17 protein-coding genes are annotated in these 12,700 nt (G+C 62.6%); 10 read left to right on the top strand and 7 right to left on the bottom strand.

Going from position 1 to position 12,700, the window contains the following annotated elements; genetic code table 11:
- Positions 1-53: 53 nt before the first annotated feature.
- The 4 genes from rplT to infC form a co-directional block, all read right to left on the bottom strand.
- The gene (gene rplT / locus EN859_RS17465) at positions 54-455 is read right to left on the bottom strand and encodes a 50S ribosomal protein L20 (RefSeq protein ID WP_127854129.1); all 402 of its coding nucleotides are present in this window, start codon (positions 453-455) and stop codon (positions 54-56) included.
- Positions 456-492: 37 nt separating this feature from the next.
- A complete protein-coding gene (gene rpmI / locus EN859_RS17460) occupies positions 493-696 on the bottom strand; it encodes a 50S ribosomal protein L35 (RefSeq protein WP_006201248.1) in 204 nt (67 codons plus the stop codon).
- A gap of 170 nt (positions 697-866) precedes the next feature.
- Positions 867-1,508, bottom strand: coding sequence for an isoprenylcysteine carboxylmethyltransferase family protein (locus tag EN859_RS17455; RefSeq protein ID WP_127854128.1), 642 nt, complete (start codon positions 1,506-1,508; stop codon positions 867-869).
- A gap of 137 nt (positions 1,509-1,645) precedes the next feature.
- Positions 1,646-2,182 (bottom strand): translation initiation factor IF-3, encoded by a 537-nt coding sequence (gene infC, locus EN859_RS17450; protein WP_081482097.1) that lies wholly within the window; start codon positions 2,180-2,182, stop codon positions 1,646-1,648.
- A gap of 213 nt (positions 2,183-2,395) precedes the next feature.
- Here infC and EN859_RS17445 point away from each other — a divergent pair, with 213 nt between their 5' ends.
- The 4 genes from EN859_RS17445 (at position 2,396) to EN859_RS17430 (ending at position 5,758) form a co-directional block, all read left to right on the top strand.
- The gene (locus EN859_RS17445; protein ID WP_189502036.1) at positions 2,396-3,160 is read left to right on the top strand and encodes an alpha/beta hydrolase; all 765 of its coding nucleotides are present in this window, start codon (positions 2,396-2,398) and stop codon (positions 3,158-3,160) included.
- 4 nt (positions 3,161-3,164) lie between these two features.
- Positions 3,165-4,349, top strand: a complete 1,185-nt coding sequence (locus tag EN859_RS17440; RefSeq protein ID WP_127854127.1) for a benzoate/H(+) symporter BenE family transporter — start codon at positions 3,165-3,167, stop codon at positions 4,347-4,349.
- A gap of 74 nt (positions 4,350-4,423) precedes the next feature.
- The gene (locus EN859_RS17435; RefSeq protein ID WP_127854126.1) at positions 4,424-4,900 is read left to right on the top strand and encodes a DUF2852 domain-containing protein; all 477 of its coding nucleotides are present in this window, start codon (positions 4,424-4,426) and stop codon (positions 4,898-4,900) included.
- A gap of 99 nt (positions 4,901-4,999) precedes the next feature.
- Entirely contained in the window at positions 5,000-5,758 is a 759-nt protein-coding gene (locus tag EN859_RS17430) for a M48 family metallopeptidase (protein WP_127854125.1), read from the top strand.
- A gap of 30 nt (positions 5,759-5,788) precedes the next feature.
- Here EN859_RS17430 and EN859_RS17425 read toward each other — a convergent pair whose 3' ends face one another.
- The gene (locus EN859_RS17425) at positions 5,789-6,097 is read right to left on the bottom strand and encodes a hypothetical protein (RefSeq protein ID WP_245525594.1); all 309 of its coding nucleotides are present in this window, start codon (positions 6,095-6,097) and stop codon (positions 5,789-5,791) included.
- A 20-nt stretch (positions 6,098-6,117) separates the two neighbouring features.
- On the opposite strand from EN859_RS17425, the gene EN859_RS17420 reads away from it, so the two are divergent.
- The 6 genes from EN859_RS17420 (at position 6,118) to EN859_RS17395 (ending at position 11,770) form a co-directional block, all read left to right on the top strand.
- Complete coding sequence (locus EN859_RS17420; protein ID WP_127854124.1) at positions 6,118-6,777, top strand: phosphoribosylanthranilate isomerase; 660 nt, start codon at positions 6,118-6,120, stop codon at positions 6,775-6,777.
- Between the two features lie 88 nt (positions 6,778-6,865).
- On the top strand, positions 6,866-8,086 hold the full coding sequence (trpB, locus tag EN859_RS17415; RefSeq protein ID WP_127854123.1) for a tryptophan synthase subunit beta: 1,221 nt from the start codon (positions 6,866-6,868) through the stop codon (positions 8,084-8,086).
- Between the two features lie 2 nt (positions 8,087-8,088).
- The gene (trpA, locus tag EN859_RS17410; protein WP_127854122.1) at positions 8,089-8,928 is read left to right on the top strand and encodes a tryptophan synthase subunit alpha; all 840 of its coding nucleotides are present in this window, start codon (positions 8,089-8,091) and stop codon (positions 8,926-8,928) included.
- A gap of 36 nt (positions 8,929-8,964) precedes the next feature.
- Positions 8,965-9,888: an acetyl-CoA carboxylase, carboxyltransferase subunit beta gene (accD, locus tag EN859_RS17405; protein WP_127854121.1), complete on the top strand. Its 924-nt coding sequence runs from the start codon at positions 8,965-8,967 to the stop codon at positions 9,886-9,888.
- A gap of 61 nt (positions 9,889-9,949) precedes the next feature.
- On the top strand, positions 9,950-11,275 hold the full coding sequence (locus EN859_RS17400; RefSeq protein ID WP_127854120.1) for a folylpolyglutamate synthase/dihydrofolate synthase family protein: 1,326 nt from the start codon (positions 9,950-9,952) through the stop codon (positions 11,273-11,275).
- A 75-nt stretch (positions 11,276-11,350) separates the two neighbouring features.
- Positions 11,351-11,770, top strand: a complete 420-nt coding sequence (locus EN859_RS17395; RefSeq protein ID WP_127854119.1) for a VOC family protein — start codon at positions 11,351-11,353, stop codon at positions 11,768-11,770.
- Positions 11,771-11,814: 44 nt separating this feature from the next.
- Here the strand turns inward: EN859_RS17395 and EN859_RS17390 are convergent, their stop codons facing one another.
- A complete protein-coding gene (locus EN859_RS17390) occupies positions 11,815-12,096 on the bottom strand; it encodes a cupin domain-containing protein (protein WP_127854118.1) in 282 nt (93 codons plus the stop codon).
- A gap of 226 nt (positions 12,097-12,322) precedes the next feature.
- Positions 12,323-12,646, bottom strand: coding sequence for a thioredoxin (trxA, locus tag EN859_RS17385; protein ID WP_127854117.1), 324 nt, complete (start codon positions 12,644-12,646; stop codon positions 12,323-12,325).
- Positions 12,647-12,700 lie beyond the last annotated feature (54 nt).

Genomic DNA, 12,700 nt, shown 5'->3' with positions numbered 1-12,700 from the left:
CTGCCAGCGCGGGTTTCCCAAATCAAGTGTCGAATAGCTTGGGAAGGCGCTGGTTAGGCTACAGCGCTTTCAAAAGCGTTCGGCGTGGTGTTCTTAAGATATTCGAGCGCGACCTTGGCCCTGGCCACCAGCGCGGCAAATGCCTGCGGCTCGTGGATGGCCATGTCCGACAGGATCTTGCGGTCGATCTCGATGCCGGCCTTGTTGAGGCCGTCGATGAAGCGGCCGTAAGTCAGGCCGTGCTCGTGGGTCGCGGCATTGATGCGCTGGATCCACAAAGCGCGGAACGAGCGCTTGCGGTTCTTGCGGTCGCGATAAGCGTACTGCAGCGACTTTTCCACCGCCTGCTTGGCGATGCGGATGGTGTTCTTGCGGCGGCCGTAGAAACCCTTGGCGGCTTTCAGGACCTTCTTGTGCTTGGCGTGCGAGGTGACGCCTCTCTTTACGCGTGCCATGTCATGATCTCCTTAAACGCTGTCCAGACCGAATGCTCTAAAGGCCGTTCGGCAGAAAATTCTTGATGACCTTCTTGCCGTCCGGTTCAGCCAGAACCATCGTGCCGCGGGCATTTCGAATGAACTTGTTGGAACGCTTGATCATGCCGTGACGCTTGCCGGCCGCAGCCGACAGGACTTTACCGGTACCTGTGATCTTGAACCGCTTTTTGGCGGCTGACTTGGTCTTCATCTTGGGCATTTTGCTACTCCGTTTATGGGCGCACCAGCGCGCTTTTTGTTCGCTTCAGGCTGACCAAAGCCCGAAAAGCAAATGAAACCGCCACGGCATGCCCTGCCGGGCGGTTTTTTAGGAACGGCGGTCCTATACGTCAAAGCGGGCGCGCGCGCAACACCCGCAATGATGCGTGCTCAGGGCAACCGGAACAGTACCGGCAATATGCCCGACTGCTGGGCGCCGTCGATCAGTTCGAAGGCCGGCAGCGCCACCAGGAACACCAGCCCGTCCAGCAGCGTGGTCAAAAGCAGGCGCGGCTTGAAGCTGCCGGTGTCGCCTTCGTGGTAAAGCGAAAGCCTCGGGAAGAAGCGTGGCACCCGCGCCATATAGGCCTTGAATGGTGCGCCGAGCGCTTCCTTCAGGAATTTCTCTTCGCGCAGGATGACGATATAGAAGGCAGCGGCGCACAGCACCGCAAAGCCGATCGTGGCGGTGATCGAGCCGATCTGCGCGCCGACGCCGGCGGCGGCCACCGAGGAGAAGACATAGAGCGGGTTGCGGGTGATCGAATAGGGTCCACCGCTGACCACCTCGGAGGATTTGCGTCCGCCGATGTAGAGCGTCGACCACAGGCGCCCGACAACACCGAGAAAGATCAGCAGGACGCCGACCATCTCGATCGTTTCATGCATGAGGGTTTCGGGCGGAAACAGCGATTGCCCGAACAGCAGCGCTGCGAACAGGACGACGACCAGCACGGCAAGCACCATCCTGCGCGTGTGCTGGTAGCTGCCCAGCGCATATTTGGCGTCCGCATATTTGACTTCATCGACCACGCTGGAATCCGATCGTCGAGTAGCTGTGCCGGCGATCGCGGCATTGGACAAAAGACAGGCGCCCCGCCGATCGCCGGGACGCCTTGCAACATGATTCAGGCAGATTTAATGCATGTCGCCCAAAAACGCGACGCGCGTTAGCGTGGCGCCAGCACCATCATCATCTGGCGGCCTTCGAGCTTCGGTTCCGCTTCGACCTTGGCGATCGGCGCCACTTCTTCGCGAACTTTGTTCAGGAGTTGCATGCCGAGTTCCATATGCGCCATCTCGCGGCCGCGGAAGCGCAGCGTCAGCTTGACCTTGTCACCTTCCTCGAAGAAGCGCCGGACGGCCTTCATCTTGGTCTCGTAATCGTGGCTGTCGATGTTCGGGCGCATCTTGATCTCCTTGATCTCGATGACCTTCTGGTTCTTGCGCGCCTCGGCCGCCTTCTTCTGGTTGGCGTATTTCAGCTTGCCGAGATCGAGGATTTTTACAACGGGCGGTACCGCATTGGGCGATATCTCGACCAGATCGAGCCCAGCCTCTTCGGCGAGCAGCAATGCGTCGTTGATGGAGACATCGCCGCGGTTCTGGCCTTCGGCGTCGATTAGCTGGACCCGGGGAACCCGGATATCACGGTTGGAGCGCGGGCCATCCTTGGTGGGCGCCGCTGCTTTGAAAGGTCTGCGAATGGTCGTGGTCTCCTTGAGCCGTTTCGTTCAGGGTTTTCAGTTCAGGTCTGTGGACGCGTCAATGTGGTGAGCGCGCGGCCGGAGTCAATAGCACAGCATTCTCAGGAAATCACCTGTTCCGTGGACTGCACCCTGCACCAAACGAAGAAAGTTGCAGAGCACTTTTCGTTGAACCGCCGGACGTGTCAAAACACCGGTCTGAAGGAGTTGGCCATGACCGCACCGGTTTTTCTCGACGTCGACGGAACCAGCATAGCCGTCAGGCACACGGCAGGTGCCGCGCCCGGCATCGTCTGGCTCGGCGGCTACAAATCCGACATGCTGGGCACCAAGGCCGAAACGCTGTCGGACTGGACAGGTCGCGAAGGCCGCGCCTTGCTGCGCCACGACTATTCCGGCCATGGCGAATCCGGCGGCGCCTTTGCCGACGGCACCATCTCGAAATGGCTCGGTGAGAGCCTCGCCGTCTTCCGCCGTTTCACGCAAGGCAGGCAGATCCTGGTCGGTTCGTCGATGGGCGCATGGATCGCGCTGCGCATGGTCCAGGAATTGCGCAAGGTAGGCGAGAACCGCGTCGCCGGCCTGGTGCTTCTGGCGCCGGCGCCGGATTTCACCGCCGAGCTGATCGAGCCGGTGCTGACCAAGGCGCAGAAGCGCGACCTTTCCAAAAAAGGGTTTTTCGAGGAGCCGTCGGACTACTCCGCCGAGCCTTACATCTACACACGCGCGCTGATCGAGGACGGCTGGAACAACCGGGTGATGACCGGGCCGATCGACACGCATTGCCCCGTCCACATATTGCAGGGCCTGGCCGACCAGGACGTGCCGTCAAGCCATGCGCTGAAGCTGGTCAGCCTGTTGCCAGCCGACGACGTCACGCTGTCGCTCATTCCCGACGGCGACCACCGGCTGTCGCGGCCCCAGGATCTCGACATGCTGGTGCGGGCAGTGGGCGCCATGGTGCAGCAGGCGGGGTAGAGATATGCGCATTTCCATTCCGGTATCAGCCTTCGTCGCGGCGATCGTCGGCTTCGGCGGCACGCTGGCCATCGTCATTGCCGCCGCCAAGGCGGTTGGCGCGACGCAAATCGAAACCGCAAGCTGGGTCACGGCGCTCTGCCTGGCGCAGGCGATAGAGTGCCTGTGGCTGTCCTGGCGCACGAAAATGCCCGTCATCACCGCCTGGTCGACGCCCGGTTTGGCGCTGATCGCGGCATCGAGCGGCTTCTCGATGGCGGAAGCGGTCGGCGCCTTCATCATCACCGCCGTCCTCTTGATCGCAACCGGCCTGTTCAAGCCGCTGACCCGGCTGATTGCAGGGATACCGGCCTCGGTCGCCTCCGGAATGCTGGCCGGCATCGTCGTCACCTTCGCCATCAATGCGGTCAAGGCCATCCCCGCCGATCCCTGGCTGATCCTGCCGCTGGTCGCGGCCTTCTTCGCCATCAGGCTGTTCAACCCGGCCCTGTCGGTGCTGACGGTGCTGGTCGGCGGCGGTGCTGCCGCGTTCCTCACCGGCCGGGTCGGCGGCCTGCCGGCGCCGGAACTGTCGACCTTGACGATGATTGCGCCGCACTTCACCGCGACCGCCATCATTGGCCTGGCGCTGCCGCTCTACCTCGTCACCATGGCCTCGCAAAACTTGTCCGGCCTCGCCGTGCTGCGGGCCGCCGGCTACCATCCCGAGCCCGGCCCGCTGATCGGCGTCACCGGCCTGTTCTCGCTGCTGTCGGGGCCGTTTGGCGCCTCAACCACCAATCTGGCGGCGATCTCGGCGGCAATCTGCACCGGACCGGACGTGCACCCGGACCCCGCCGAGCGCTGGAAGACCGGCCCGTTCTACGCGCTTGCCTATCTGGTCTTTGCCCTGTTCGGCGCTTCGCTGGTGGCGATCTTCGCCGTGCTGCCGCAGAGCCTGATCATGCTGGTCGCCGGCCTGGCGCTGATGGCGGCGCTCGCCAACGCGCTGTCGATCGCGCTCAAGGAGGAGGACGAGCGGATGGCCGCCACCGTCACCTTTGCCGTCACTGCATCCGGCCTGACGCTGTTCGGCGTTGGCGCCGCGTTCTGGGGTCTGGTCGGCGGCCTGGTTGTGCTTTTCCTGGAAAAGCTCAAAAAGAGACAGTCATTTCAAAACCTTGTCTGGTTTTGGCGGGGAGTGCCTTGAATCGCCGTTTTCCCCTTCCCATTTCGATTTGACGCAGCCGGGTTTGGCTGTGTCCAACTGAAGGAACGGGAGAAATGAACACATCTGCATTGATCCGTCCGGCCTGGACGCCGGCAACCATCGCGTTGATGGTGATCGGCTTCATGGTGTTCTGGCCGCTCGGCCTGGCCATGCTCGCCTACATCATATGGGGCGACCGGCTCGACGGCTTCAAGCGCGACGTGAACCGCGCCACCGACGGCATCTTCGCCGGCTGCCGCCGCGGTTCCGACAAGGCGGCGCGCTGGGGCCATGGCTCTACGCGCACCGGTAACGTCGCTTTCGACGACTGGCGCGAAAAGGAACTCGAACGCCTTGCCGAAGAGCGCCGCAAGCTCGATGAGATGCTGACCGAGTTCGACGAATATGCCCGCGAACTGCGCCGCGCCAAGGATCAGGAAGAGTTCGACCGCTTCATGGCCAACCGCAACAAGTCGACCTCTCCCACGACCGGGTCGACGACGACCACCAAGCGCAGCGGCAAATCCACGCCTGGCCTGCTCGACGAGTAAGGTCCTTGCCCCTGAACGGCAGTTGAAACGGCGTCGTATTCACGGCGCCGTTTCTTTTTTGTTCTATTCGTTTCCCTCGAATCGCGTATCGTCCCGTCCATGTCCTTCGGCTTCTTCCGCAACCTGACGAAACCCACGTCCGCTCCTGTCCAGGAGCGAGAGCATGTTGTTGCCGGCCGTTCGCTGCCGCTCAAGATCGTCGAGAACGACCGTGCCCGCCGCCTGACTCTGCGCATCGATTCCGGCGGCCGCGGCCTGCGCATCACCGTACCGCCGGGCCTGCGCCGCGGCGAGGTGGAAAAATTCCTCGACCGCCATCAGGACTGGCTGGAGCAGCGGCTGGCCAAGGTGCCGAACCGGCCGCAGGTGCGGCCCGGCATCAAGGTACCGGTGCGCGGCGTGCCGCATCGCATCGTTCACGAACCTTCAAAACGCGGTACCGTCACCCTGTCGCACGACGAGCGCGGCCCGCTGATGGTCGTGCATGGCGAGCGCGTGCATCTGCCCCGCCGCATCGCCGATTTCCTCAAGCGCGAAGCCAGGCGCGAGATCGAGCGGTTGGTGGCGAAGCACACCGCGGCGATCGGCAAGCGTGCCAAGGCGGTCCGCTTCAAGGATACGTCGAGCCGCTGGGGGTCGTGCACCTCCGACGGCAACCTGTCCTTTTCCTGGCGCATCATGATGGCGCCGTCACCGGTCATAAACTACCTCGTCGCGCATGAGGTGGCGCATCTCAAGGAGATGAACCACGGCCCGAAATTCTGGAAATTGTGCGAGCAGCTTTGCCCCGACACCGCGCGCTGCAAAGCCTGGCTGAAGCGCAATGGCAGCTCGCTGCAGGCGATCATGTTCGAATAGCTTGCCTGATCGCTGGTCGTCGCGAGCCGATCAATCGTCGTTTGCGGCGTTCAATTCCTCCGGCCTCAGTCCCTCGTCGGTATGCCGCGGCCACGGCAAGAAGTCCTTCTCGAAGGCATCGCTGCCGAAATAATCCAGCGCCCGGTGTGCCTCGGCGCCGTTGAAGGCTGCCTTATCCAGCAAATGAGCGATGACTTCGCGCGCCTGCGCGATCTTTTGCTTGAGTTGTGCGGCGCTTTCGTCTGCCATGCTTATACTCCCGCCTGTATTTGCTCTATGAAAGGTAGCGCTTTCCGCTGCTGCGGCAAACAGGATGCTTTTTCTCGACTCTTTTGCCATTTCGTGCCAATCCCCGCGCCATGACGCTCGACATCAAGATATGCGGTTTGAAGACCGACAAGGCACTGGCCGCGTCATTGGCCGGCGGCGCCAGCCATGTTGGCTTCATTTTCTTTGCCAAAAGCCCGCGCTATATCGAGCCGGCTGAAGCCGGTCGCTTGCGCGAAGCAGCATCCGGCAAGGCCAGGGCGGTCGCCGTGACGGTCGATGCCGGCAATGCGTTCCTGGACGAGATCGTCGAAAAAATGCATCCTGACGTGCTGCAGCTTCACGGCTCGGAAACGCCTGAACGGGTGACTGAGGTGAAGGCCCGCTACAGCCTGCCGGTGATGAAGGCATTGTCGGTCAGCGAGGCTGCCGATCTTGAGCGGGTAAAACCCTTCATCGGCATTGCCGACCGCTTCCTGTTCGACGCCAAGCCGCCGAAGGGCTCGGAGCTGCCGGGCGGCAATGGCGTCGCCTTCGACTGGCGCATTCTGGCCGGCCTTGACGCCGGCGTCGATTACATGCTTTCCGGTGGGGTCAACGCCGCCAATATCGGCGATGCCCTTCGTCTTGCCAACCCACCCGGAATAGACATCTCCTCGGGCGTGGAAAGCGCGCCGGGCGTCAAGGATCCGGCGCTGATCGAACAGTTTTTCCGGGCCGTCAGGGCAGCACGCGACAACCGCGCCGCCTGACGGATCGAACAAGAGCATATCCCAGAAAATTGGGAACCGGTTTTTCCGACCAGGATATGCTCGCAAATCAAGACCGAGGAGATCGGCGATGAACAAGCCGGCGACGCCCAATTCCTTCCGCACCGGACCCGATGAGCAGGGCATGTTCGGCATCTTCGGCGGTCGTTTCGTCGCCGAAACGCTGATGCCGTTGATACTCGAGCTGGAACGGCACTGGAACGAGGTCAAGGACGATCCGGATTTCAAGGCCGAGCTGACGGATCTCTCGACCCACTATGCCGGGCGGCCGTCGAAGCTCTATTTCGCCGAAGGCCTGACCAGGCACTTGGGCGGCGCAAAAGTCTATTTCAAGCGCGAGGATCTGAACCACACCGGCTCGCACAAGATCAACAACTGCCTTGGCCAGATCCTGCTCGCCAAGCGAATGGGCAAGACGCGCATCATCGCCGAAACCGGCGCCGGCCAGCATGGTGTCGCGTCGGCCACAGTGGCGGCGCGCTTCGGCTTTCCCTGCGTCGTCTATATGGGCGCTACCGACGTCGCCCGCCAAAGCCCCAACGTCTTTCGCATGAAGCTGCTCGGCGCCGAGGTGCGGCCGGTGACCGCCGGCCACGGCACGCTGAAGGACGCCATGAACGAAGCTCTTCGGGATTGGGTGACCAATGTCGAGGACACCTATTACCTGATCGGCACCGCCGCCGGCCCGCACCCCTATCCGGAGCTGGTGCGCGACTTCCAGTCGGTGATCGGCACCGAGGCGCGCGCCCAGATCCTCGAGCAGGAAGGCCGGCTGCCGGACACCATCATCGCTTGTGTCGGCGGCGGCTCGAACGCCATCGGCCTGTTCCATCCCTTCCTCGACGACAGGCAAGTCCGCATCATCGGCATCGAGGCCGGTGGCCGCGGCCTCGACGGCATCGAGCATTGCGCCTCGATGAGTGCCGGCGCTCCCGGCGTGCTGCACGGCAACCGCACCTATCTCCTGCAGAATGCGGACGGCCAGATCATGGACGGGCATTCGATCTCGGCCGGCCTCGATTATCCGGGCGTCGGGCCGGAGCATTCCTGGCTGCGCGACTCCGGCCGCGTCGAATACGTGCCGATCCTCGACGACGAGGCGCTGGAGGCGTTCCAACTGACGACGCGCGTCGAAGGCATCATTCCGGCGCTGGAATCCGCCCACGCCATCGCTCATGCGGTTAAGATCGTGCCTGACATGGACAAGGACCAGATCGTCATCGTCAACCTGTCCGGCCGCGGCGACAAGGACGTACACACGGTGGCCAGCATGCTGGGCATGGAGATCTGATCATGACGACCCGCATCGACCGCCGCATGGCCAAGCTGAAGACAGAAGGGCGTCCGGCGCTCGTCACCTATTTCATGGGCGGCGACCCGGACTACGAAACGTCCTTGTCGATCATGAAGGCGCTGCCTGGCGCCGGCAGCGACATCATCGAGCTCGGCATGCCGTTTTCCGATCCGATGGCCGACGGCCCGGCGATACAGGCTGCCGGCCTGCGGGCGCTGAAGGGCGGCCAGACACTGGTCAAGACGCTGAAGATGGCGTCAGAATTCCGCGCCGGCGACAGCGAGACGCCGATCGTTTTGATGGGCTACTACAACCCGATCTACATCTACGGTGTCGATCGCTTCCTCAGGGATGCGCTGGCCAGCGGCATCGACGGCCTGATCGTCGTCGACCTGCCGCCGGAGATGGATGAGGAGCTTTGCATCCCGGCGCTCAAGGCCGGCATCAATTTCATCCGTCTTGCCACGCCGACCACCGATGACAAGCGCCTGCCCAAGGTGCTGCAGAACACCTCCGGCTTCGTCTATTATGTGTCGATGACCGGCATCACCGGCTCGGCCCTGGCCGATACCGGCAAGGTGGCGGCGGCGGTCAAGCGCATCAAGGGCCACACCGGCCTGCCGGTCTGCGTCGGCTTCGGCGTCAAGACCGCCGAGCAGGCGCGCATCATCGGCGCCTCGGCCGACGGTGTCGTCGTCGGCACCGCGATCGTCAACGCGGTCGCCAATGTGCTCGGGCCGAAAGGCGAAAAGACCGCCGATCCGGCCGAGGCGGTTGCCACGCTGGTCAGCGGCCTTTCGCAAGGCGTGCGCGCGGCTCGCCTTGCTGCCGCCGAATAACCGTCCTACCTCTTCGTCAGGACAGGAGCCGAAGCGATGAACTGGATCACCAACTACGTTCGCCCGAAGATCAATTCGATGCTCGGCCGTCGCGAAATGCCTGAGAATCTCTGGATCAAGGATCCTGAGACCGGCGAGATGGTCTTCCACAAGGACCTCGAGCAGAACCAGTTCGTCATCCCGTCCTCCGGCCACCACATGAAGATCTCGGCCAAGGAGCGTCTGAGATTCTTCTTCGATGACGGCAAGTACGAGACGCTCGAAAATCCCAAGGTCATGCAGGACCCGCTGAAGTTCCGCGACGAGAAGCGCTACACCGACCGGCTGAAGGACGCCAAGGCCAAGACCGGCCTGGAAGATGCCATCGTCAACGCGCTGGGCACCGTCGAAGGCCTGCCGGTGGTGGTGACGGTGCAAGACTTCGCCTTCATGGGCGGCTCGCTTGGCATGGCGGCTGGCGATGCGATCGTCCACGGCTTCGAGGTCGCCCTGCAGCGCAAGCGTCCGCTGATCCTGTTCGCGGCTTCCGGCGGCGCCCGCATGCAGGAAGGCATCCTGTCGCTAATGCAGCTGCCGCGCACAACGGTGGCTGTCGATCGGCTGAGGGAGGCCGGTCTTCCCTACATCGTCGTCCTGACCAACCCGACCACCGGCGGCGTCACCGCCTCCTACGCCATGCTGGGCGACGTGCACATTGCCGAGCCCGGCGCGCTGATCGGCTTTGCCGGGCCGCGCGTCATCGAGCAGACCATCCGCGAAAAGCTGCCCGACGGCTTCCAGCGTGCCGAATACCTGATGGAGCACGGCATGGTCGACATGGTGGTGTCGCGGCTGGAGATGCGCCAGACCATCGCGCGGCTTCTGAAAATGCTGCTCAAGGTGCCGGAAGAGCAAAAGCCGCTGGAACCGGAAGTCCTGCCGCTGTTGGGCACCCCGACGGAAGCACGGCCGCAGGCCTGACGCGACATCAAGCGACGCGACCGCGATTGCGCGCGGTTTGCCGCCCGCCTAGGGTTCCCTCATGACCACGCTTGCCGCCGACCGCGAAATCGAAAGCCTGATGGCGCTTCACCCGAAGGGCTTCGACCTTTCGCTCGACCGCATTTCGCGATTGCTCGAACGGCTGGGCAACCCGCAGGATCGGCTGCCGCCGGTCATCCACATCGCCGGCACCAACGGCAAGGGGTCGTGCGCGGCCTTTTCGCGGGCGCTGCTCGAAGCCTCCGGCCACCGCGTCCACGTCCACACTTCGCCACACTTAGTAAACTGGCACGAGCGCTACCGGCTGGCGGCCGACGGTGGCGGCAGGCTGGTCGATGACAAGGTTTTCGCCGATGCCATAGTCCGCGTCGCCAAGGCCAATGGCGGCCAAAAGATCACCGTCTTCGAAATCCTCACCGCCGTCACCTTCCTGCTGTTTTCCGAACATCCGGCAGATGCCGTCATCATCGAGGTCGGCCTCGGCGGCCGCTTCGACGCCACCAATGTCATCAAAGAGCCGGCGGTGTCGGTGATCATGCCGGTCTCGCTCGACCACGAAGCCTATCTCGGCGACCGGGTCGAGCTGATTGCCGCCGAAAAGGCCGGCATCATCAAGCAGGGTTGCCCGGTGGTCGTCGGTGCGCAGGAAAGCGAAACCGTGCTGCAGGTGCTCGTCGAGGCCGCCGAGCGGCTCGACTGCCCCGTCTTCGTCTATGGCCAGGATTTCCTTGCCTTCGAGGAAAACGGCCGCCTGGTCTACCAGGACGAAGACGGGTTGATGGATTTGCCGCCGCCGCGCCTGCCGGGTCGCCACCAGTTCGCCAATGCGGCGGCGGCGATCGCAGCGGTCAAGGCGGCGGGCTTCGAGATCGGCCACCGCGCCGCCGAGAAGGCGATGGTCAATGTCGCCTGGCCGGGCCGGATGCAGAAGCTGTCGCAAGGCAGGCTGACGGAGCTGGCGCCGAAGGGCGCCGACATCTGGCTCGACGGCGGCCACAATCCGGGCGCTGGCGTGGTCATTGCCGAAGCCCTGGCCGAGCAGGAGGAAAAGAACCCGCGACCGCTATTCTTGATCACCGGCATGATCAACACCAAGGACCAGACCGGCTATTTCCGCGCCTTCAACGGCCTGGTCCGGCATGTCTATACGGTTCCGGTCAGCCAGAGCGAAGCCGGCGTGCCGAACGACGAACTGGCGATCCGTGCCGTCGAGGCCGGCCTGTCGGCTGAGCCGGTCAGTTCCGTCGCCAATGCGCTGATGCTGTTGCGCGATACCTGGGACGGACCGCCGCCGCGCATCCTGATCGGTGGCTCGCTTTACCTGGCCGGCGCGGTATTGGCCGAGAACGGCACGCCACCGACCTGAGGCCATAATTTTCGTGCCTTCGCCCAGCCCACGATGACGCCAGACTTGTCCAGATCACCGGGAGGAGCCACAGTCATGATTAAGGTAAAGCAGGTCGCTCACGTTTGCATCTTCGCGAATGACCTGGAAGTGACGCGAAGCTTCTATCGGGACGTCCTCGGCATGGACACCCAGTTCAATTTCCTGCGCGATGGGAAGATCTTCGGTTTCTACCTCAATTGCGGCGGCCGCAGCCACGTCGAGGTGTTCCAGAAAGACGAGGCTCGCTATAGCGACCTTAACCAGATCAACCATTTCTGCCTGGAAGTGGAAGACATCGACGCAGCGATCGCCCACATCAGGTCGAAGGGGATTGATGTCACGTCAAAGAAACACGCCTGCGACGATACCTATCAGGCCTGGATTCGCGACCCCAACGACGTGAAGATCGAGTTGTTCGAGTATGCCGAGAAAAGCGCGCAATTCGTCGGCGGCGATCGCGTCGCCGATTGGTGATCGCGCCCTCCCCACCTCGATCGCAGAGCCAGCGCCTTGGTCGATTATTTCAGCTCGATCTCGATGAAGGCATATTCGCCGTCATTGGCGTTGATGACGTCGTGCTCGACGCCTTCCTTGCGGAAATAGGGCGCACCCTTCTTCATCTCGGCAAAGGCTTCACCGTCCTTGGTCAGCAACTTCAGCTTTCCGTCCATCAGCGGCACGATGACGTAGTCGTGGCCATGGCGGTGCCAGCCGGTATTGTCGCCCGGTGCGAAGCGGTATTCAGTGACGACGACACGGTCATTGTCGATGAAGACGGTTGCCTTGGCGGATCCGGTCATGTCGTTTCTCCTTTTGAATTCAGAACAATACGAGACGCCAAGCCGCGAGTGCCAGAACGATCCAGCGCATGACCCAGAAAATCGGAATCGATTTTCTGAAAGGATCATGCGCCAATCGAATTGCTACAGCGTCCTTTGCGCGTCCAAAGGACGCGCGGCGCTGTAGGCGACGCCAACAAAAAGCCCGGCGCGATGACCGGGCTCTTGATTGGGAATTTCAGCCTGCTCAGGCGAGGCTGCCGTTGATCCAGTGCGACAGCGCCGTCTTCGGCGCAGCGCCGACCTTCATGTCTGCGACTTCGCCGCCCTTGAAGATCATCAAGGTCGGGATCGAGCGCACGCCGAACTGCGCGGCCAGTTCCGGATTCTCGTCGATGTTGAGCTTGGCGATCTTTATCCTGCTGCCGAGTTCGACGGCAATGTCCTCCAGCGCCGGCGCGATCATCTTGCACGGGCCACACCATTCCGCCCAGAAATCAACCACGACGGGTTCCTTGGCGTTCAGTACATCGGCCTGGAAATTGCTCTTGTCGACTTTGACGGTGGCCATGCGGGAAATCCTTTCGAGAGTTTTTTGTCCACCAAATGTGGTGGTAATCGCGTC

It is taken from the genome of Mesorhizobium sp. M00.F.Ca.ET.216.01.1.1 (assembly GCF_004010325.2).
In the GTDB taxonomy this organism is placed as follows: domain Bacteria; phylum Pseudomonadota; class Alphaproteobacteria; order Rhizobiales; family Rhizobiaceae; genus Mesorhizobium.
This window is presented reverse-complemented; position numbering and strand designations above follow the sequence as displayed.